Annotated in this window: 20 protein-coding genes and 1 riboswitch; of the genes, 3 read left to right on the plus strand and 17 right to left on the minus strand. The window is 72.4% G+C overall.

All coding sequences use genetic code 11. From position 1 onward, the window contains the following. Positions 1-130: 130 nt before the first annotated feature. Genes ACWCPF_RS22865 through ACWCPF_RS22895 form a run of 7 tightly spaced genes read right to left on the minus strand, consistent with a single transcriptional unit; the run spans position 131 to position 4,904 of the window. Positions 131-613 carry a PH domain-containing protein gene (locus ACWCPF_RS22865; protein ID WP_451046899.1) on the minus strand — a complete coding sequence of 161 codons (483 nt, stop codon included), beginning with the start codon at positions 611-613 and terminating at the stop codon, positions 131-133. A gap of 23 nt (positions 614-636) precedes the next feature. After that, a complete protein-coding gene (hisG, locus tag ACWCPF_RS22870) occupies positions 637-1,485 on the minus strand; it encodes an ATP phosphoribosyltransferase (RefSeq protein WP_451046900.1) in 849 nt (282 codons plus the stop codon). Positions 1,486-1,543: 58 nt separating this feature from the next. After that, complete coding sequence (locus ACWCPF_RS22875) at positions 1,544-1,816, minus strand: phosphoribosyl-ATP diphosphatase (protein WP_451046901.1); 273 nt, start codon at positions 1,814-1,816, stop codon at positions 1,544-1,546. Between the two features lie 33 nt (positions 1,817-1,849). Continuing rightward, positions 1,850-2,335: a 6,7-dimethyl-8-ribityllumazine synthase gene (gene ribH / locus ACWCPF_RS22880; RefSeq protein WP_451046902.1), complete on the minus strand. Its 486-nt coding sequence runs from the start codon at positions 2,333-2,335 to the stop codon at positions 1,850-1,852. A gap of 39 nt (positions 2,336-2,374) precedes the next feature. Continuing rightward, complete coding sequence (locus ACWCPF_RS22885) at positions 2,375-3,664, minus strand: bifunctional 3,4-dihydroxy-2-butanone-4-phosphate synthase/GTP cyclohydrolase II (RefSeq protein WP_451046903.1); 1,290 nt, start codon at positions 3,662-3,664, stop codon at positions 2,375-2,377. Next, positions 3,661-4,302, minus strand: a complete 642-nt coding sequence (pnuC, locus tag ACWCPF_RS22890) for a nicotinamide riboside transporter PnuC (protein WP_451046904.1) — start codon at positions 4,300-4,302, stop codon at positions 3,661-3,663. Before pnuC ends, ACWCPF_RS22885 begins: the two co-directional genes overlap by 4 nt. Continuing rightward, a complete protein-coding gene (locus tag ACWCPF_RS22895; RefSeq protein ID WP_451046905.1) occupies positions 4,299-4,904 on the minus strand; it encodes a riboflavin synthase in 606 nt (201 codons plus the stop codon). Before ACWCPF_RS22895 ends, pnuC begins: the two co-directional genes overlap by 4 nt. 147 nt (positions 4,905-5,051) lie before the next feature. Then, a riboswitch (FMN riboswitch) is annotated at positions 5,052-5,182 on the minus strand. 285 nt (positions 5,183-5,467) lie between these two features. Between ACWCPF_RS22895 and ACWCPF_RS22900 the strand changes: the two genes are divergently transcribed. Next, positions 5,468-6,211 carry an SDR family oxidoreductase gene (locus ACWCPF_RS22900; protein ID WP_451046906.1) on the plus strand — a complete coding sequence of 248 codons (744 nt, stop codon included), beginning with the start codon at positions 5,468-5,470 and terminating at the stop codon, positions 6,209-6,211. A gap of 237 nt (positions 6,212-6,448) precedes the next feature. Here the strand turns inward: ACWCPF_RS22900 and ACWCPF_RS22905 are convergent, their stop codons facing one another. Then, positions 6,449-7,639 (minus strand): ROK family transcriptional regulator, encoded by a 1,191-nt coding sequence (locus tag ACWCPF_RS22905; RefSeq protein ID WP_451046907.1) that lies wholly within the window; start codon positions 7,637-7,639, stop codon positions 6,449-6,451. A gap of 133 nt (positions 7,640-7,772) precedes the next feature. Between ACWCPF_RS22905 and ACWCPF_RS22910 the strand changes: the two genes are divergently transcribed. Then, complete coding sequence (locus ACWCPF_RS22910) at positions 7,773-8,984, plus strand: MFS transporter (protein ID WP_451046908.1); 1,212 nt, start codon at positions 7,773-7,775, stop codon at positions 8,982-8,984. A gap of 37 nt (positions 8,985-9,021) precedes the next feature. Here ACWCPF_RS22910 and ACWCPF_RS22915 read toward each other — a convergent pair whose 3' ends face one another. Next, on the minus strand, positions 9,022-10,137 hold the full coding sequence (locus tag ACWCPF_RS22915) for a glycoside hydrolase family 6 protein (RefSeq protein ID WP_451046991.1): 1,116 nt from the start codon (positions 10,135-10,137) through the stop codon (positions 9,022-9,024). A gap of 144 nt (positions 10,138-10,281) precedes the next feature. On the opposite strand from ACWCPF_RS22915, the gene ACWCPF_RS22920 reads away from it, so the two are divergent. After that, positions 10,282-11,004 (plus strand): DUF5995 family protein, encoded by a 723-nt coding sequence (locus ACWCPF_RS22920; RefSeq protein WP_451046909.1) that lies wholly within the window; start codon positions 10,282-10,284, stop codon positions 11,002-11,004. A 10-nt stretch (positions 11,005-11,014) separates the two neighbouring features. On the opposite strand, the gene ACWCPF_RS22925 is transcribed toward ACWCPF_RS22920, so the two are convergent. From ACWCPF_RS22925 to ACWCPF_RS22960, 8 genes are all read right to left on the minus strand, one after another. Next, positions 11,015-12,712, minus strand: a complete 1,698-nt coding sequence (locus tag ACWCPF_RS22925) for a flavin monoamine oxidase family protein (RefSeq protein ID WP_451046910.1) — start codon at positions 12,710-12,712, stop codon at positions 11,015-11,017. Positions 12,713-12,771: 59 nt separating this feature from the next. Beyond that, entirely contained in the window at positions 12,772-13,560 is a 789-nt protein-coding gene (locus tag ACWCPF_RS22930) for a carbon-nitrogen hydrolase family protein (protein WP_451046911.1), read from the minus strand. Between the two features lie 145 nt (positions 13,561-13,705). Next, the gene (locus ACWCPF_RS22935; RefSeq protein ID WP_451046992.1) at positions 13,706-14,854 is read right to left on the minus strand and encodes an MFS transporter; all 1,149 of its coding nucleotides are present in this window, start codon (positions 14,852-14,854) and stop codon (positions 13,706-13,708) included. A 55-nt stretch (positions 14,855-14,909) separates the two neighbouring features. Further along, positions 14,910-16,418 carry an HAD-IA family hydrolase gene (locus ACWCPF_RS22940; RefSeq protein WP_451046912.1) on the minus strand — a complete coding sequence of 503 codons (1,509 nt, stop codon included), beginning with the start codon at positions 16,416-16,418 and terminating at the stop codon, positions 14,910-14,912. A 64-nt stretch (positions 16,419-16,482) separates the two neighbouring features. Further along, positions 16,483-17,559 carry an ABC transporter ATP-binding protein gene (locus ACWCPF_RS22945; protein ID WP_451046913.1) on the minus strand — a complete coding sequence of 359 codons (1,077 nt, stop codon included), beginning with the start codon at positions 17,557-17,559 and terminating at the stop codon, positions 16,483-16,485. A gap of 5 nt (positions 17,560-17,564) precedes the next feature. After that, positions 17,565-18,377 (minus strand): ABC transporter permease, encoded by an 813-nt coding sequence (locus ACWCPF_RS22950; protein WP_451046914.1) that lies wholly within the window; start codon positions 18,375-18,377, stop codon positions 17,565-17,567. Then, positions 18,365-19,258: an ABC transporter permease gene (locus tag ACWCPF_RS22955; protein ID WP_451046915.1), complete on the minus strand. Its 894-nt coding sequence runs from the start codon at positions 19,256-19,258 to the stop codon at positions 18,365-18,367. Before ACWCPF_RS22955 ends, ACWCPF_RS22950 begins: the two co-directional genes overlap by 13 nt. Further along, the gene (locus ACWCPF_RS22960) at positions 19,255-20,400 is read right to left on the minus strand and encodes an ABC transporter substrate-binding protein (protein WP_451046916.1); all 1,146 of its coding nucleotides are present in this window, start codon (positions 20,398-20,400) and stop codon (positions 19,255-19,257) included. The genes ACWCPF_RS22955 and ACWCPF_RS22960 overlap by 4 nt, the downstream gene beginning before the upstream one ends. Positions 20,401-20,610 lie beyond the last annotated feature (210 nt).

Consider the following 20,610-nt stretch of genomic DNA (forward strand, 5'->3'; position numbering starts at 1 on the left):
GTCACTCCTCGGGTAGCAGGAACCCCTGTGCGCCCGGCAGGGCACAACAGGGACGGAGGCGCAAGGGGAACGCCTCCGTCACCAGATTAATCAAGACAGGGGCTTCAGCGGCAGGGTGGACGGCCCCGAGTCAGCCCTGATCTTGCTCGGGGGCCTTCTCGGGGTCCCGGATCGACCTGGCTTCGGCGAGCGCGCGCAGCGCCCGCGCATCGGCGATGGCCTGCTGTTTGTCGATGCCCGGCTGGATGCCGAGGGCCGGCAGGCTGGTGCCGTCGCTGAGGTTGAGGAACACCCAGGGATCGCCCGGTCGGAGGTTCACCTGGAGGATCTCGGCCCAGGCCAGGCGTCGCCTGGAGGCGATGTTCACGACCGTGACGCCGGAGTCGTCGGCGACGACCCGCACCCGGGCGAGCTGGGCCAGCACCCAGAAGACGAGGGCGCCGGTGAGGATGAAGCTGAGCCGCTCCCCCGGGCCGAGCTGCTCCAGCAGCATGGCCACGGCGGAGATGACGAGCAGGATCACCGCTCCGGCCGTGAGCAGCACCGCACGGGTGCGGCCCGGCCGGAAGGTGACGGGGAGGGTGGGCAGGTCGCCACCCGGGGAATCGGGCATCTTCGCGTAGGTCTCTCGGGGCCTCAGAGGCGGCAGGCGTGGATGGCCGTGGTCAGGATGGCGCGGGCGCCGATGTCGTACAGGTCGTCCATGATCCGCTGGGCCTCCTTGGCGGGGACCATGGCCCGGACGGCGACCCAGCCCTCGTTGTGCAGCGGGGAGACGGTCGGCGACTCCAGGCCCGGGGTCAGCGCGACGGCCTTCTCCAGCTGCTCGACGCGGCAGTCGTAGTCCATCATCACGTACGTCCGGGCGACCAGGACGCCCTGCAGGCGGCGCAGGAACTGCTGGACCTTCGGCTCCTCGGCGTCCGCGCCGGTGCGGCGGATCACGACGGCCTCGGACTTCATGATGGGGTCGCCGAACACCTCCAGACCGGCGTTGCGCAGGGAGGTGCCGGTCTCGACGACGTCCGCGATGACCTCGGCGACGCCCAGCTCGATGGCGGTCTCGACGGCGCCGTCCAGGTGGACGACGGAGGCGTCGATGCCGTTGTCGGCGAGGTGCCCCGCGACGATCCCCTCGTAGGAGGTGGCGACCGTCTTGCCCTTGAGGTCCTCGACTCCGGTCGCCACGCCCGGCTTGGAGGCGAAGCGGAAGGTGGAGCGGGCGAAGCCGAGCGGCAGGATCTCCTCGGCGTCGGCGCCGGAGTCGATCAGCAGATCGCGGCCGGTGACGCCGATGTCGAGGCGGCCTGAGGAGACGTAGATCGCGATGTCGCGGGGGCGGAGGTAGAAGAACTCGACCTCGTTGACCGGGTCGACGATCCGCAGTTCCTTGGACTCCCGGCGCTGCTGGTAGCCGGCCTCATGCAGCATCTCCGCCGCAGGGCCTGACAGGGAACCCTTGTTGGGGACGGCGATGCGCAGCATGAGGTCGGCTTCCTTCGCGTGGAACGTGATGCAGGGATGGGTTTGTCTGGAAAGGGTTCTACAGGTGGGCGTACACGTCGTCCAGCGAGATTCCGCGGGCGACCATCATCACCTGGACGTGGTAGAGCAGCTGCGAGATCTCCTCGGCGGCTGCCTCCTTGCCCTCGTACTCGGCGGCCATCCAGACCTCGGCGGCCTCTTCGACGACCTTCTTGCCGATGGCATGGACGCCCTTCCCGACCAGTTCGGCGGTGCGGGAAGTGGCGGGGTCGCCCGTGGCGGCCTTCTGCTGGAGCTCGACGAAGAGCTCCTCGAACGTCTTATTGGACATGGTGATCCCACCCTAGCCGTTATGTCGGCCGGCCTAGCGCCAGGGTTCGGATACTGAGCGGAGGATGGCCGCGGTCGCCACGGCCGCCGTCACCGCCTCGTGTCCCTTGTCCTCGTTCGAGCCCTCCAGGCCGGCCCGGTCCAGGGCCTGCTCCTCGGTGTCGCAGGTGAGGACGCCCATGCCGACGGGGACGCCGCTCTCCACGGAGACCTGGGTGAGGCCCTGGGTGACGCCCTGGCACACGTACTCGAAGTGCGGGGTGCCGCCGCGGATGACGACTCCGAGGGCGACGATCGCGTCGTAGCCCCGACCGGCCAGCCCCTTGGCGACGACCGGGAGCTCCCAGCTGCCGGGGACCCGCAGGAGGGTCGGCTCGTCGATGCCGAGGTCGTGCAGGGCGCGCAGCGCGCCGTCGACCAGACCGTCCATCACCTTCTCGTGCCACTGTGCCGCGATGACGGCGACCCGCAGGTCACCCACATTGCGTACGGACAGTTCCGGTGCACCCTTGCCGCTCACGTCTCTCCTCTTGCGCTGTCGTTACTGGTGAAGCTGGTGTTACTGGTTGCCGCAGGGGGACACGGGAGCCGTGTCCAGCCAGGGCAGGTCGTGTCCCATCCGGTCCCGCTTGGTGCGCAGGTAGCGGATGTTGTGCTCGCCGGCCTGGACGGGCATCGGCTCGCGCGCGGTGATCTCCAGACCGTGCCGGACGAGGGCGTCGGTCTTCTCGGGGTTGTTCGTCATCAGCCGGACGCTGTGCACGCCGAGGTCCTCCAGGATCTGCGCGCCCGCCCCGTAGTCGCGGGCGTCGGCGGGCAGGCCCAGTTCCAGGTTGGCGTCCAGGGTGTCGTGGCCCTGTTCCTGGAGCTCGTACGCGCGCAGCTTGGACAGCAGGCCGATGCCGCGGCCCTCGTGTCCACGCAGGTAGACCACCACGCCCCGGCCCTCGCTCTGGATGCGCTCCAGGGAGGCGTCGAGCTGGGGGCCGCAGTCGCAGCGCAGGGAGGCGAAGACATCGCCGGTGAGGCACTCGGAGTGGACGCGGACCAGGACGTCCTTGCCGTCGCCGATCTCGCCGTGGACGAGGGCGACGTGCTCGACGCCGTCGACGGTGGAGCGGTAGCCGTAGGCGGTGAACGTGCCGTGGACGGTGGGCAGTCGGGTCTCGGCCTCGCGCCGGACGGTGGGCTCGGAGCTGCGGCGGTAGGCGATCAGGTCCTCGATGGAGATGATCGTCAGGCCGTGCTTGCGGGCGAAGGGGATCAGTTCGGGCAGCCGGAGCATCCGGCCGTCCTCGCCGGCGATCTCGACGATGGCGCCGGCCGGGCGCAGGCCCGCGAGTCGGGCGAGGTCGACGGCGGCCTCGGTGTGGCCGTTGCGGGTCAGGACGCCGCCGGGCTTGGCGCGCAGCGGGAAGATGTGCCCGGGCCGGACGAAGTCCGAGGGCTGGGCCTGGCCGCCGGCCAGCAGTCGCAGCGTGGTGGCGCGGTCGGCGGCCGAGATGCCGGTGGTGACGCCATGGGCGCCGGAGGCGTCGACGGAGACCGTGAACGCCGTCTGCATCGACTCGGTGTTGTCCGCGACCATCTGCGGGAGCTCCAGGCGCTCCAGCTCTTCGCTCTCCATGGGGGCGCAGATCAGGCCGCGGCACTCGCTCATCATGAAGGCGATGATCTCGGGGGTGGCCTTCTCGGCGGCGACCACGAGATCGCCCTCGTTCTCACGGTCCTCGTCGTCGACGACCACGATGGGGCGGCCGGCCGCGATGTCGGCGATCGCCTGCTCGACGGGGTCCAGCGCGAAGTCCTCGATGCCGTCCGTGCTGTAGAGGATCGGTGCGGTACTCATGCCGGCGCTCCTTCCAGAGCGGAGTGCGAAGCCTTGCGGGAGCGGAGCCACCAGTCGCGCATGCCCCACAGGACGAGTGCGCCGTAGATGACGTAGACGAAGCCGGAGAAGGCGTAGCCGTTGGTGAAGTTGAGGGGGACGCCGACGACGTCGACGAGGAGCCAGGCGATCCAGAACTCGACCATTCCGCGAGCCTGGGCGTACATGGCGACGATGGTGCCGACGAAGATGTAGGCGTCCGGCCAGGGGTCCCAGGACAGGGACGGGTAGGCCTTGAAGAGCAGGGCGACGGCGACCGTGCCGACGGCGGCGGCGCCGGCCATGGCGCCGCGCTCGGCCCGGGTGGCGAACCGGGGCGTGATCTCGCCGTCCCCGGACCGCCCCTTGCTCCGGTTCCACTGCCACCAGCCGTACAGCGCGACGACCATGACGACGACCTGCTTGCCGGCGCTGCCGGTCAGCTGGCCGACGAAGGCGCCGAACAGGACGAGTCCGGAGAGGAACTGCACCGGCCAGGTCCACAGGGAGCGGCGCCAGCCGAGGGCGAGGGTGATCAGGCCGAGGAGGTTGCCGATCATGTCCGACCAGAGGATGTGCTGGTCGAGCAGGGTGAACGCCTCGGAGTTCAGCGAGTTCACCGCCCCGCCCCTTGACTGGTGGTCAGCAGCCGCTCGACGTACTTGGCGACGATGTCCACCTCGAGGTTGACCGGGTCGCCGGGCTGCTTGAGGCCGAGCGTGGTCAGGGCGAGGGTGGTGGGGATGAGGCTGACGGTGAAGAAGTCGGGGCCGGCCTCGACGACGGTGAGGCTGATGCCGTCGACGGTGATGGAGCCCTTCTCGACGACGTACCGGGCCAGGTCGGCGGGGAGGGAGATCTTGATGATCTCCCAGTTCTCGGAGGGCTTGCGCTCCAACACCGCGCCGGTGCCGTCGACATGACCCTGCACGATGTGCCCGCCGAGGCGGTCGCCGACCGCGGTGGGGCGTTCGAGGTTGACGCGGGAGCCGACGCCGAGGGCGCCGAGGCTGGAGCGGTTCAGGGTCTCCGCCATGACGTCGGCGGTGAATTCGTCGCCCTCGTGCTCGACGACGGTGAGACACACGCCGTTCACGGCGATGGAGTCGCCGTGCTTCGCGCCGTCGGTCACGACGGGGCCACGCAGCCGGAAGCGGGAAGCATCGCCGAGGTTCTCGACGGCGGTGACCTCACCCAGTTCTTCGACGATTCCGGTGAACACTTCCCGGGTCCTCCTGCCACATAGGGGCACGGACTCCGGGGCCTGTCGAGAGTGACAGCAGGTACGGGCGACGACACCGGGAGCGACGCCGGACAGACCCGCCCCTACGGACGAGCACATTCGGCGGCGCGCACGAATGCCCGCCCGCCGCGCACTGCCTCCCATCCGGACTTTAACCGTCGGTCCAGGAATTTCACCTGGTCAACCGGTCGCTGGAAGCGACCGGGTCGCGGACTATAACCGCCGGTTCGGACTTTCACCGACCCCGGAGTGCGCTGCTTTAGTTACAGGGCCAGTGTGCCACGCCCGATGCTGGTCCATACAGGTGAACCGTGTGGGGTGGCTCACAGAGCGTCAACCCGGGCCCGAACCGAGCCCGAACCGGGGCTGGTTCGCACCTATTGACGTGTTGGTCTAGTCCTTTCTAGGGTCGACGGGTGCGGCCCGGTGGCGGTGACGACGGCCCTTGCCCGCCGCCGGGCTCCTTCGGGTGCGGGCCGCGGTGAAGCCGGGCAGGCTGGACCTCGTAGACGTCGGCGCGGAGTCCGAAGGGGCTGAACGGCATGACCACGATCCTGGTGACCGGAGCCACCGGAACCCTCGGCCGGCTCGTCGTCCCACGGCTGTCGGCCGCCGGGCACGAGGTGCGCGCGCTGAGCCGGCACAGCCGGCCGTACGCCGTGGATCTGCGCGCGGGCGGGGCCGGTCTGGACGCGGCCGTCGCGGGCGTGGACACGATCGTGCACTGCGCGACCACCCAGCGCGGGGGCGACGAACAGGCCGCCGCGAACCTGATCGCCGCGGCGCGGCAGGCCGGGGTGGGGCACCTGCTCTACATCTCGATCGTCGGTGTGGACCGGGTGCCGTTCCCCTACTTCAGGACGAAGTTCGCGGTGGAGCAGCTGGTGGCGGAGTCGGGACTGGGCTGGACCGTGCTGCGCACGACCCAGTTCCACGACCTGCTGGTCCAGGTCTTCCAGTCCCTGGCCAAGGTGCCGGTGATGGTCCTGCCGGCCGGGGTCGGCGACCAGCCGGTGGAGGTCGCCGAGGTCGCGGATCGGCTCGCGGAGCTGGCGGCGGGCGCACCGGCCGGCCGGGTCGACGACATGGCCGGGCCCGAGGTCCGCACGTTCGAGTCGTTGGCCCGCGCGTTCTTGAAGGCGAGCGGCAGGCGGTGCGCGGTGGCGAACGTACCGCTGTGGGGCGCGGTCTACCGGGCCTTTCGCGAGGGCGGCCACCTGGCGCCGGACCGGGCGGTGGGCAAGGGGACCTTCGAGGACTATCTGGCGACGCGCATCCGACGCTGAGCGCTCCGCTGGGGTGCTGCGATGTGCCGCGATGCGCCGTCGTTCCGGTGCGGCGCCGTCGTGGCTGGTCGCGCAGTTCCCCGCGCCCCTTAAGGGCGCTGCCCGCTCGGGCGGTGCCCCGAACAGGTTCTCCTGGGCCGACTCGCGGGCGGTGAGCAGTGCGCCGCGCAGGACCGCGCCATCGTGGCTGGTCGCGCCCGCGCGGCGGAGCCGCACATGTCAGCGCCTCGCGCCCCTTCAGGGCTGTGCCCCGAACAGGTGTTCCTGGGCGGACTCGCGGGCGGTGAGCAGCGCGCCGCGCAGGACCGCGCCGCCGCCGAGCGCGCTGGGGCGCACCTCGGTGGGCAGCGGCGCCAGCTGCCGGAGCCGTCGCGCCACCCGGTCCGCGAGCACCTCGCCGCCGGCCTGCCCGACCTCGCCGCCGAGGACCACACAGCCCGGGTCGAGGACGGCGACGACGGAGGCGACGCCGAGGGCGAGACGGTCGGCGAGGGCGTCGAGGAAGCGACCCGCGGGCGCGGCTGTCCGGGCCAGCGCCTGTCGGACCAGGGCCGCCGCCACCGGCTCGTCGGCGTGCGCGTTCGGGTGCGCGGTCAGGCCGTGTTCCGCCGCGAGTGCGGCGATCGCCGCCGAGCCGGCCAGGGAGTGGAAGCCGCCCTCGCAGTCGGTCGCCGAGGGCAGGCCGCTGGTGCCGGGGACCGGCAGGAAGCCGATCTCGCCGGTGCCGCCGGAGGCCCCGCGGCGCAGCGCGCCGTCCAGGACGACCGCCGCGCCGGTGCCGTGCCCCAGCCACAGCAGGACGAAGGTGTCCCGGTCCCGGGCGGCGCCCTCGCGCTGTTCGGCCAGGGCGGCGAGGTTGGTCTCGTTCTCGACGTTCACGCGCGCGTGGGGCAACCGCTCCTGGAGGGCGGCCACCAGGCGGCGGTGCCACTCGGGCAGGCCGCTGGAGTCGCGCAGTTCGCCGCTCGCGGGGTCGATCAGGCCGGGCGCGCCGATGCCGAGGGTGTGCAGCCGGTCGGCGCCGGCCTCCTTCACCGCCCGCTCGACGAGCGCGACCGCCTGCTCCACGGCCGTCCCGGTGCCCGTGTCGCCGCCGATCGGCGTGGACGCCTCGGCCAGCACCCGGCCGACGAGATCGCAGACGAGCACCGCGACGCCCTCGGTGCGCACATCCAGCGCGGCCAGGTGGGCGCGGTCGGCGACGAGGCCGTAGAGCTTCGCGTTCGGCCCGCGGCGCTGCTCGCCCGTCTCTCCGGCGACCTCGATCAGGCCGGCGGCGGCGAGGCGTTCGACGAGGTCGGCGACGGTGGGCCTGGACAGGCCGGTGAGCTGCTTCAACTGCCCTGCCGTCAACGGGCCTTCCTGCTGCAGCAGCCGTAGGGCGAGCCGGTCGTTGATGGCCCGGGCGGTGCTCGGGGATGCGGGCATGCGCGGAATCCTCCCATGGCCGGCCGGGCGGGGGGCTCCGGAACGTCCTCTATTTATCAGGCAGGGTTCCTGATAGTTTACGACCGCGCCGCGGCCGGGCGGTATCGAGCAGGCAGTGAGGGAGGTCGGCAGAATGAGTGAAGTGGTCTGCGCACCGTCGGAGGCGCGGCGCGCCCGGTACGCCGTGGCGGCCGTGTTCACCGTGCACGGCGCGGTCACCGGTTCGTTCGCCACCCGGGTGCCGTGGATCCAGGACCACGCCGGCGTCTCCACCGGCCAGCTCGGATTCGCCCTGGCCTTCACGGCGTTCGGGGCGGCCTGCGCGATGCCGCTGGCGGGCTCCGTCACCCACCGCTTCGGCAGCCGGACGGCCCTGCGCGCACTGCTCGCCCTGTGGACGCTGTCGCTGACCCTGCCCGCCCTCGCCCCGAACCTGCTCACGCTGTGCCTGGCCATGTTCACCTACGGGGCCAGCGCGGGCATGGCCGACGTCGCGATGAACGCCCTCGGCGTCGAGGTGGAGCGGCTGCTCGACCGGTCGATCATGTCGGGGCTGCACGGCATGTGGAGCGCGGGCGCCCTGATCGGCTCGGCCGGCGGGACGCTCGCCGCGCACCTGGGCACGGACGCGCGGCTGCACCATGTGCTGGCGGCGGCCGTCCTCACCGCCCTCGGACTGCTGGCCTGTCGCTGGGTGCTGGATCTGCATCCGGCCGAGGACGAGGAGCCGCCCCCGCGGTTCGCGCTGCCGCCGCGGTCCGCGCTGCTGATCGGTGCGGTCGGGTTCTGCGCGGTGTTCGCGGAGGGCGCGAGTCTGGACTGGTCGGCCGTGTATCTGCGGGACGAGATCGGATCGTCCGCCGGGCTCGCGGCGGCCTGTACGACCGGCTTCATGTTCACGATGGCGGTGGCCCGGATCGCGGGCGACGCGGCGGTGAACCGGTTCGGCGCGGTGCGCACCGTGCGGGCGGGCGGCGTCCTCGCCGTACTGGGCGGGCTGCTGATCGTCGTCGCGGACGACCCGGCGGTGGCGATCGGCGGGTTCGGGCTGATGGGGCTCGGCATCGCGGTCGTCGTGCCGCTCTGCTTCGCCGCGGCGGGGCGCAGCGGGCCGAATCCCAGCCAGGCCATCGCGGGCGTGGCGACGATCACGTACACCTCCGGTCTGATCGCCCCGAGCCTGATCGGCGGGGTGGCGCAGGCGACCAGCCTGGTGGTGTCGTTCGGCGTGGTGACGCTGCTGTCGTGCGGGCTGGTGGCGTTCGCGGGCGTGCTGCGGGGCGCCGAACGGACGAGCGCAAAGGTCGCTCCGGTGGCGGAGGCCGTGCCGGCGCCCCGGCCGTGAGAGCAGCGCGGTAGCGGGGCCGGGCAGGCAGGAGCGGCTACGACGAGGCCAGTTCGTAGGCGTACGACGGGCTGAACTCGCCGGCCGCCCCCTTGCAGCCGTCCGACTCCCCCGGCAGCTTCACCCACAGGTAGGCGTCGATCCGGTCCTCACCGGTGGCGAAGGTGGGGGTTCGGCCGATCTTCCGGCCGTCCGGGTCGCACCACTCGCCGTCGGCGGGCGCGCCGTTGCCGTTGCGGCTGGTGTCGATGACCGCGCCCAGGCCGGGCGAACCGCCGAGGGCGTCCAGGACCCGCCGGTCGTAGGCGGCCTCGGCGGCGGTGTCGTGGAAGTTGGAGACGTTGCTGAAGATCCCGTCGGAGGACGCGGCCGAGGCGGCGCCGGCCTGTTTCAGCAGCGCGGCCTGCGCGGCCGGGGCGTTCCAGCCGGAGTGGCCCGCGTCGTAGTACACCCGTGCCTTCGGGTTCGCGGACTTGAGGACGCGCCCGGCGCGGGCCAGGGCGGCGAAGCGGTCGGCCCGCCCGCCCTCGTCGAGGCAGCCGGACTGGGCGATCGAGTCCGGCTCCAGGACGACCACGGCCTCGCCGGAGCCGAGCCCGGCGGCGAACCGGTCGATCCAGTCGGCGTAAGCGTCGACGTCGGGCGCGCCGCCCTCGGAGGCGCCGCCGCAGTCGCGCTCCGGGATCGCGTACGCCACGAGGACGGGCACCCGGCCCTGGGCGGCGGCGCCCGCGGTGACCGCGCGGACCCGTGCGGTGACCGTGTCGGGGGCGTAGTCGGCGAACCACACGGCCGCCGGCCGGCTCGCGATCCGCGACTCGATCACGTCGGCGCGCGGATCGGCCGGGTTGGCGCGCACCCAGTCGAGGATCTGGGACTCGGTGTGGCGGTAGAGGCTCACGGGCGCGGCGGCCGCCCGGGGGCGGCTCGTGGTGCGGGTGGCCGAGGGCGTCGGCTTCGCCGTCGAGGCGGCGGCCGAAGGGGACGCCGACGCGGGCGGGGAGGGCGGTGGCGAGGGGGACAGGAGCGTCGCGCTCGCCCTCGGGCGGGCCCGCTCAGGGTCGCGTCCGCCGGCTTCGGCGTCGTCGCCGAGCGCGGTCATCGTCCCGGACGCGGCGCCCAGGGCGACCACCGCCGAGGCGACGGCGACCATGACACTGCGTCGGCCGGCCCGCCGCACACGTAAGCCTTGCACCGTGCTGTTCCCCCTCTCGCGCGGGCGGGCTCGTTCCCCCGTTCCGGGGAAGCGTCGGGCCCGCCGGCACGCGGGCCAGCCTAGGGCTGCGAATCTGCCCCCATGCCGCAAACGGAACAGTTCACCTCTCCCGTCGAGACGGGCCTCGACGCGTTCGACGCCGTCGCCATGAGCGTCGACGACGTGCTCGCCCGGATGCGCGCCCTCGACGCGGCCCTGCCCGCGTCGGACGGGGTCGCGGTCTTCAACCGCGTCTATCTCGCGGTGACCGAGGAGGTCGACCGGCGCATCGACAGAGGCCGGTTCACGGACCCGCGGGCCGCGATCACGCTGGACGTTCGCTTCGCGGCGCGCTACCTGGACGCGGTGGACCCGGCGTCGGCCGACCGGCGCGCACCGGCCTGCTGGCGCCCGCTGCTGCAGTTCCGCCGCCATCCCGGCGTACGCCCGCTGCAGTTCGCGCTCTCGGGCATCAACGCGCACATCGGGCACGATCTCGCGCTCGCCGTCGTGGACGCCTGTCGTAGCCTCGGCTGCGAACCGGCCGAGCTGGAGGACGAGTTCGACCGCGTGGGCGATCTCCTCGTCTCGCTGGAGGAGCGCATCCGCGAAGAGCTGATGCCGGGCCCCGATCTGTTGCAGATCGCCGACCCCCTCACCCATCTGCTGGGCGCCTGGAGCCTGGAACGGGCCCGGGACGCGACCTGGACGGCGGCCCGCGCGCTGTGGGCGCTGCGCCGACTGCCGGACGTCGCCGAGGAGTTCACCGACCGGCTCGACACGGCCGTCGGCTTCGCGGGCCGCATGCTGCTCACGCCCCTGTGAGGCCCGTCGGTCAGTCCTCCGGGAGCTCGACCGGGGCAATCTCGTCGTACACGTCCCCCGGGCCCGGGTTCGTCGCGTCGGTCGTGCCGCCGAAGTGGTGCATGACGCCCCAGACCGCGTTCAGCGCGGTCTGCACCGCGCCCTCGGCCCAGCCCGCCGTCCAGGAGATGTCGTCGCCGGCGAGGAAGACGCCCCGCTTGTCGGCGGGCAGCCGGTCCTGCATGAAGTGGGTGAACAGGCGCCGCTGGTAACGGTAGTGGCCGGGCAGGTTCGCCTTGAACGCGCCCATGAAGTAGGGCTCGTTCTCCCAGGAGACGGTCACCGGGTTGCCGATGACGTGCTTCCTGATGTCGACCTTCGGATAGATCTCGCCCAGCGACTTCAGCATGACCTCCATCCGCTCGTTCGCCGACAGCGGCAGCCACTTCAGGCTGTCGTCGCACCAGGTGTAGGAGAGGCAGATGACGGCGGGTTTGTCGGGACCGTCGTCGAGGAGGTAGGTGCCGCGGGTCATACGATCGGTGAGGGTCATCGACATGACGTCCCGGCCCGTCTCCTCGTCCTTGTCCAGCCAGAAAGGCCGGTCCACGGGCACGAAGAGCTTGCTGGACTCCATGTAGTGGGTGCGCTCGATCGCCGTCCAGTGGTCGATCGGGAAGAGCGAGTCGTCGCAGTCGATCTTCGACAGCAGCATCCAGGACTGGGCGGTGAAGACGGCCGCCCGGTAGGTGCGGATGTCGCCGCGCGCGTCCGTCACGGTGATCCGGTCGCCCGCGGTGCGGTGCAGCCGGGTCACGGCCGGGCGGGGCTGCCGGTCGTCGTGCAGGCTCGCGAGCGAGGTCCCCGGCGCCCAGTGGACGATCTTCGCCGGCTCGCGCTCCCAGAGCCGCAGCGGCAGCTGCTGGCTGCCGCCGACGATGCCGCGGTGGTGGTCGTCGGCCTCGGTGTAGACGACGCGGAGGATCTCCAGGATGGAGTTCGGGAAGTCCGTGTCCCAGCCGCCGGTGCCGAAGCCGACCTGGCCGAAGATCTCGCGGTGCCGGAAGGACTTGAAGGCCTCGGAGTCGCAGAGGAAGCCGTAGAAGGTCTGGTTGTCGAGCTTCTCGACGAGCTTGGCCCAGATCTCGCGGATGCGCGGGACGTCCCGCTCCCGCATGGCCTGGTTCATGTCGGAGAAGTCGGCGCCGTCCTCCAGGCACTTGCTCCAGGCCTCGGCGACGTCACGGTAGACCTGCGGGAGGTCCGCGGCCGTCTCGGCGTAGTGCGACTCGCCCTTGAGGTCGACGACCGTCGAAGGGGTCGCCTCCGCGAGGGGGTTGGGGAACGGCTCGGTCCGCAGCTCCACCAGGTCGATGTAGTGCTGGAGCGCGGTCGAGGACGGCGGGAAGCGCATCGCGCCCATCTCGGCGGTCAACGACGGGTCGCAGCCCTCGAAGCCCACCGTCCGCAGCCGGCCGCCGATCCGGTCGGCCTCGTACACGACCGGCTTCAGGCCCATCTTCATCAGCTCGTACGCGGCCACGATGCCGGACAGCCCGCCGCCGATGACGGCCACCTCGGCGCCGTGCTCGGTCGCCGGGATCTGGCCGAGCCCCGCCGGGTGGGCGAGGAAGTCGTCGTACGCGTAGGGGAAGTCCGGGCCGAACATGGTGATCGGCGGCTGCTGCGCGTCTGCGTGCTCGACGGCGTTGGGCACGGTGGACGTCATGGGGCGGGGACTCCTTGCGCGAAAAGTATGCAACGTACGGGGACGGGACTCGGGGGATTTCAGACCAGGGACCCGTAGAGGCCGGGGCGGCGGTCCGTCAGATACGGGTTCGCCTCGCGGGAGGCGGCCAGGGCGACCGGGTCGGCATCGGCGAACACCAGTTCCGCGCCCCGCCCCGCACGGGCCCGGGCGACCCCGTCCGGACCGGCCAGCGTGGAGAGCCCGACGAACTCGAACTCCCCTTCCCGGCCGACCCGGTTGACGTACGCGACGTACAGCTGGTTCTCGAAGGCGCGCACCGGGATCACCGACTCGGCGACGAACTGGAACGGGTGCATCTGAGCCGTCGGCACCACCAGCAGGTCCGTCCCGGCGAGCGCGTGGGCGCGGACGTTCTCCGGGAACTCGACGTCGTAGCAGATCATGAGGCCGACGGTGAGGCCGTTCAGCTCGGCCTGGACGACCGGCTGCTCGCCCGGCGTGAACTGGTCCCGCTCGAAGCAGCCGAAGAGGTGGGTCTTGCGATAGTTCGCGAGGCGGACGCCGTCGGCGGAGATCAGCTGGGCGGAGTTGAAGACGGTCTCGCCGGAGCGCTCCGGGTAGCCGTACGCGAGCGCGAGCCCGTGCCGTCCGGCGATCTCCGCGACCGCGTCCGCCGAGTCCCCGTCGGCGGGCTCGGCGAGGCGGGCGACGTCGTCGCCGATCGCGTAGCCGGTGAGGAACATCTCCGGCGCGACGAGCAGCCCGGCGCCCGTAGCGGCGGCCCGGCCCGCGGCCTCGTCGAGGACCTTGAGGTTCTCGACGACCGATCCGGGGCGGCCGGAGCTCTGGAGCAGGGCGGTGCGCATGCGTGATCCTCACCGGGCGGAAACCGAAGGGCAGAGTGGTTGTGGGGGCCACCTAACGGTACGGGCGCTGCCGACGGCGCATCAAGCGGCACCCGTTGCGCAGTGGTGAACGATTCGTTGCGCGCATGGGCCTGCTCACGGCGATTCATTGCGTCCTCCCGCCTCCGCCCCTCCCCCGGGCCACCGCCGCCGTCACCAGGTACGGCACGGCGCACAGCGCGAAGACCGTGCCGTGCCCGAACGTCGAGCCGAGGCCGCCGTACGCGCCGTACACGGCGATGGTCAGCACCTCGGTGCCCAGGCTGGCGACCGAGGTCAGGGTGGCCCGGCCGGTGCCCTCGATGCGGTGCTGGAGCCGGACGTCGGCCAGGACGGTCGTCAGCTGGAAGCCGCCGAAGGCGAGGCCGACCAGGGCGATGCCGGCGGGGGCTCCGGTCAGCGCGCCGAGGGCCAGGGCGAGCGCGGAGCCCGTGAGCACGGCGGCGAATCCGGCGCGGCCCAGCCGCTCGGCGGGCCCGGCCAGCAGGCTGCCGGCCGTGACCCCGGCCCAGATCAGCATCAGCCAGTAGGGGATGGCGGCCTCGGTCACGCCGGTGTCCCGGACCAGCAGGGGCGTGTACTCGTCGAGGGCGCCCCACACCGCCGTCACGGCCGGGACGAGCAGCAGGGCGCCGCGCACCGAGCGGTCCCGGCGGGCGTCGGCGAGTCCGGTCCGCAGGGTCGCGGCCCAGCGCTCGCCGTCGCCTTTGGGCGGCCGGTGTTCGGGGAAGCGGATCGCGACCGCGGCGCACAGGACGCAGGCCAGCACGCTGGCCGCGCCGACGGCCGGGTAGCCGCCGGCCGCGAAGACCGGCCCGGCCGACCCCATCGCCGCCATCGCGGCCAGGTGGCCCGCCGCGTGGGAGCGGCCCATGACGCGGGCGTACCGGTCCGCCGCGCCGAGCAGCTCCAGCTCCTCGTAGACGAGGGCCTCCAGCGCACCGGAACCGAGCGCTCCGCCGACGCCCCACAGCACGAATCCGGCCGCGAACGCCCAGTACGACGGGAAGAGCACCCACAGCGCGAAGCCGGCCCCGCCCAGCAGCGGGCCCAGCCACAGCAGCAGGCGTCGGGAGACCGCGTCGGCCCAGGCGCCGGAGGGGACCTCCAGGAGGACGCCGGTCAGCGACCACAGCACGAAGAGGGAGGAGATCTGCCCCACCGACAGCCCGGTGTCCGCGAACAGCAGCGCGTACACCGGGTAGAGCAGCACGAACTCGTCGAGGAACGCGTACGCGTACAGCGTGGCGGTCAGTCGACGGACGTCGGGGCGCGCAGTGGATCAATGTCGCCAGGTCATGCCATCGATGTTAGACAACTCCGGCCGCCCCGCCCAGGGCATAGGTGGTGATCACGGCCGCGTGGTCGGACGGCCAGTCGTTGTCCTCGACGTCCGGCCAGGTCCGCGGGACGCCGCTGACGTACGTCCGGGAGTCGAGCACGTGCAGCGCGCCCCGCCGCCCGCCCCGGTGGAGGACGAAGTCGATCCGGTCCTGCGGTTCCGGGCGGCCGCTGCCGTCCTCGTGCTCGGCGTGCACCGGGGACCAGGTGTGGCCGGGGTCCCGTACCGGGTCGGGGTGGGCCGCGCGGTAGGAGTCGGTGAAGCCCGCGTCCTCGACCGCCTTCGTCACCGGCCACTCGACGTCCGGGCGGTCCAGGTGGGAGGGGCTGTTGAAGTCGCCGACGAGGACGACGGGCACGCCGGTGTCCGCGCCGATCCGGTCCAGCGCGTCCCGGAGCTGGGCGAGCCGGACCTGCTCGTGGGCGATCAGGTCGGCGGCCGGCCGCCCGTCGAAGGCCTGCTCGTAGGGGCCGTACGGCGTGTAGTCGAGGTGCGCCGTCCAGACGTCGACCTCGGTGCCGGTGCTGCCGCCTGTGCCGTCGGTGCCGCCCGTGCCGCCGACTTCGATGCGGGCGCCCGTCGCCCCGTAGAAGCCGACGTCGGGGTCGCCGAGGGCGGCCGTGATCGGGTGGCGGCTGATGATCCCTAGGTTCTCCCCGGCCCGGTGGCAATGCCAGCCGAGGGCTTCGGCGAGTTCCTCCGCGGCCGTGCCGAGGGTCTCCTGGAGGCCGATCACGTCCACGTCGGTCTCCGCGATGACCTTGAGCTGCTTGGCCCGGTGGTCGCGGACCTTCGTGCCGCCGTGCCAGAGGTTCCAGGTCATGACGCGGAGCCGGTGCGGCAGCAGGGCGCGCAGCCGCTCGGGGGTGACGCCTTCCAGGCCGGCCAGGACGGTCCGGCCGGGGGCCGCGCCGATGGGCGCGAGGGACGGCACCGCGAGCACCGTGCAGCCGGCCGCCTCGGCGGAGGTCACGCCGGTCTCGGTGTCCTCGACGGCCACACAGGCCGCCGGGTCGACGCCGAGGGCGTGGCAGGCGGCGAGGTAGGGGTCGGGGGCGGGCTTGGTGTGCTCGGTGTCGTCGGCGGTGACGGTGACGGCGAAGCGGTCCGCGCCGAGGGCCCGCAGCACGGTGTCGGCGACCGATCGGGGCGAGGCGGTCACCAGGGCCGTCGGCACGCCGTCGCGGGCGAGGGCGTCGAGCAGGTCGAGGGCGCCGGGGCGGGGCTCGATCCCGGCGTCGACGCGGTCGGCGAACTCGCGGTGGAGCGCCTCGGCGAGGGCCGGGGCGGGCCGGCCCGTGGCGGCGGACAGCCAGTCGGCGGTGTGCTCGACGGGCCGGCCGAGCACCTCCGGCTGGTCGGCCTCGGTCAGCGCCCGGCCGGCCACCCGCTGCACCGCCTCCCACCACAGCCGCTCGGTGTCGACGAGCGTGCCGTCCATGTCGAACAGGACGGCCTGGAGCGGGAGTCGGGTCACGGTTGCCTCTTTCGACACGGGAGTTGCGGGGGTTGCGGGATCACGGGATCGCGGGATCGCTGCATCAGGACGTGCGGGCGGCGACGAGCACCGGGCGGTCCGGCAGCGAGACCCGCACCGGGGAGCCCGCCGTGAGGGCGGCGGCCTCGTGGGCGGGCAGATCGGCCTTCACCTCGGTGCCGTCGGCGAGCCGGACGGTGACGCGGACGGCCGCGCCCAGGAAGGACGTGCCGACCACGCGCGCGTCGCCGTCCGCCTCGGGGTGTACGCCCACGGCCTCCGGCCGCACCAGCACGTCCACCGCGGCGACGGCCGGAGCCGGGCCGTCGACGGGCAGCCGCCGTCCGAGCACGTCGACCGCGTCGCCGGCGAGCCGTCCCGGGATCCGGCTCATCGTGCCGACGAACTCGGCGACGAAGGCGGTGGCGGGCCGGCCGTACAACTCGGCGGGGGCGGCGCACTGTTCGAGGCGTCCGGCGTGCATGACGGCGACCCGGTCCGCCATGGACAGGGCCTCCTCCTGGTCGTGGGTGACGAACAGGGTGGTGATGCCGAGCTCCTGCTGGAGCCGCCGGATCTCCTCGCGGAGCGTGAGCCGCACCTTGGCGTCGAGCGCGGAGAGCGGCTCGTCCAGGAGCAGCACGCGCGGGCGCAGGGCGAGCGCGCGGGCCAGCGCGACGCGCTGCTGCTGGCCGCCGGAGAGCTGGTGCGGGAACTGCCCGCCCTTGTCGGAGAGGCCGACCAGCTCCAGCAACTCGGCAGCCCGCGCCCGGCGTTCGGGTGTGCGGACCTTGCGCATCCGCAGCCCGAAGGCCACGTTGTCGAGCGCGTCGAGATGCGGGAAGAGGCTGTACGACTGGAAGACCATCCCGGCGTCCCGGCGGTGCGCCGGGACCCGGGTGACGTCCTCGCCGTCCACCAACACCTGGCCGGAGTCGGGGTGTTCGAACCCGGCGAGCATCCGCAGCGCGGTGGTCTTGCCGCAGCCGGACGGGCCGAGCAGCGCGAGCAGCTCCCCGGGCCGCACCGCGAGGTCGAGGCCGTCGAGGGCCACGGTCGGCCCGAACTCCCTTCGCAGACCCCGGAATTCGACGGTGGCGGCGGCCCCGGTCCTCGTCGCTGTCTTCTCGAGCACGGTCATGATGGTCATCCCCGGGATGCGGTTCGGGAGCGTCCGCCGAAGCCGGCGAGCGCGAGGAGCAGGACCCATGTCACGAGCAGGCTGAGCACGGACACGGCGACGGAGAGCTGGGCCTGCGAGCCGCTGACGTTCACGATCCACACGGCGAACGGCTGGAAGCCCAGCAGCTGGGCGACGGTGAACTCGCCGAGGACCAGGGCCAGCGTGAGGAAGGACGCGTTGAGCAGCGCGCCGCGCAGATTGGGCAGGACGACCCGGAAGAGCGCCTGCGGCCAGCCGGCCCCGCAGCTGCGGGCGGCCTCGACGAGGGTGCGCACGTCGACGGAGCGCAGCCCGGCGTCCAGCGCCCGGTACACGAACGGCAGCGCCATCACGACGTACGCCAGCACGAGGACGACGGGGAAGTCGGGGTCCTGGATCGCGACGAACGTCTGGAACAGCGGGGTGCGGGACAGCTGCTCGGGCCCCCACTTGAGCACGGTGCCGAGGCCGGCGACGAACGCGATCGGCGGCACGACCAGCGGCAGCGAGCACACCACCTCGACGACCGGCCGCAGCCGGGGCGCGCCGAGGCGCAGCGCGACCGTCGCGGGCACCGTCAGCACCAGCACGACGACGATGGTGGCGAGCGCCAGCTCCAGCGAGAGCAGCAGGCTGGAGGCGAACCCTTCGGTGGAGAGGATCCGGCGGTAGGCGTCGAAGGTGATGCCCTGTCCGGGCACGTCCACCGTGAAGACGACCGACGCGGCCAGCGGCACCAGGAAGTACAGCCCGGCGAGGCCGAGGACGCCCCACCGCCACAGGGTCAGGCGAGCCATCGCGCGCTCCTCCGTTGCAGGGGCAGGTACACGGCCATGACCAGGCCCGCGACCAGGACCATGTCGAGGCTGAGGGCGAGCGCCACGTTCTCCTGGCCGACGAGCACATTGCCGGAGATGGCGTCGGCGATCTGCAGCGTGACGAGCGGGACGGAGCTGCCCACCATGGCGGCGGCGGTGGCGTACGCGGCGAAGGCACTGCCGAAGAGCAGCACCAGCCCGCCGAGGAGGGAGGGCAGCAGGACGGGCAGGGCGACGTGCCGCCAGTACTGCGCGGGCGTCGCGCCGTTGTTCTGCGCGGCCTCGCGCCACTGGGAGCGCAGGCCCTCCAGGGCGGGGGTGATGGTGAGGACCATCAGCGGGATCAGGAAGTACAGGTAGACGACGACCAGGCCCCAGAAGCTGTAGAGGTCCCAGCCCTTGTCCTGGAGGCCGAAGTGCCGGGTCAGCACACCGGCGTTGCCGAGCGTGGCGACGAAGGCGAAGGCCAGCGGGACGCCGCCGAAGTTGGCGAGCACCCCGGACGCGGTGAGCACGGCGTCGCGCAGCGCACGGAAGCGGGAGGTCACGACGGCCTGGGCGAGCGGCAGTCCGAGCAGCGCGCCGAGCGCCGCCGACACGGCGGACAGCTTCACGCTGCCGAGCAGGGCCGTCAGATACGCGCCGCGCAGGGAGGCGGTCAGGTTGTCGGCCGTGTACGACGTGGCGCCGCTCGCCGGGTCCTTGACGGTGAACGCGCCGTCCAGCATGGCCAGGGCGGGCAGACCGAAGGCGAGCGCGGTGAAGGCGAGCAGCGGGACGACGGCCAGCCAGCCGGGGAGCCGCCGCCGCTTCCCCTCCGCGGCGGCTCCCAGGTCGACCGGTACGGCGGTGGAGGTCATCCGGCGACGGCCTTCGCCCAGCCCTGTCCGAGGACCGTCTTGGCCTTGCTCTGCTGGGCCTCGGTCGGGAAGGCGGGGGTCCCGGAGACCTCGGGCAGCTTGGCGGCGGCCGTCTTGTCGAGGGTGCCGGCCTGCTCCATGGCGGTCATCAGGACCGGACGGGCGTAGCCCTTGAGCCACAGGTTCTGGCCCTCGGCGCTGTAGAGGTACTCCTGCCAGAGCCGGGCGGCCGCCGGGTGCGGGGCGTCCTTGTTGATGGCCTGGGAGTAGAACTGGCTGAACTGGCCGTCGCCGGGAACGGCGACCTTCCAGTCCACGCCCTTGGACTTGAACTCGTCGGCGTACCCGGCGTTGAGGTAGTCCCAGTCGATGCTGATGGGCGTCTCGCCCTTCTCGACGGTGGCCGGGGTCGACTCGACGGGCGTGTAGTTCCCGTTCTTCTTCAGCTTGGCGAAGAAGTCGAGGCCGGGCTGGATGTCGTCGAAGGAGCCGCCGCTCGCGAGGGAGGCCGCGTAGACGCCGGCGAAGGCCGAACCCGACTTGGTGGGGTTGCCGTTGAGGGCGACCTGGCCCTTGTACTGCGGCTTGAGCAGGTCCGCGAAGGTGGTCGGACAGGTCTTGACCCGCTTGGCGTCGCAGCCGATGGAGACATAGCCGCCGTAGTCGTTGTACCAGCGGGCCTGCGCGTCCTTCTGCCCCTCGGGGATGTCGGCGTACCCGGCGACCTTGTAGGGCGCGAGCAGCCCCTGCTGGGCGGCGCTGATCGCGAAGGAGCTACCCAGGTCGAGGACGTCGGGGGCCCGGTCCTGGCCCTTCCTCGACGTGACGGCGTTGATCTCGTCCTGGCTGGCGCCGTCGGGGTTCTCGACGGCGATCTCGATGCCGTACTTCTTCTCGAAGCCGTCTATGAGGGCGCCGTAGTTGGCCCAGTCGCGGGGCAGTGCGATGGCGTTGAGCTTGCCCTCCTTCTTCGCGGCCGCGACGAGGGCGTCGAGGCCCCCGAAGTCGGCGGCGGAGGCGGCCGTGGCGGGGTTCTTGCCGTCGGCGGTGGTGGAGGTGTCGTCGGGAGCGGCGCCGCACGCACTCAGGGCGAGGGCGGCGATGACGCCGAGGGCGGCGGTTCTCGGCAGGGACACGGTCACGGCTACTCCAGGGGACGCGTGAGAGTGCGGGAGGCGAGGCAACTTGTCTGAACAAGTTGGCCTCAGTACGCCTGCCGCTGGTGTCCCCTCCGTAAACTCTGGCGAAACCCTGAGCCCTGATTTTCCGGACAATCCGAGTCGTCGACTGGCCCAGCGCGCAGTCGTCTAGGCTGGTCACGCTGTGCACAGCGGGCTCTTCAGAGGGGAAGC

This window comes from Streptomyces sp. NPDC001858, from assembly GCF_053594615.1.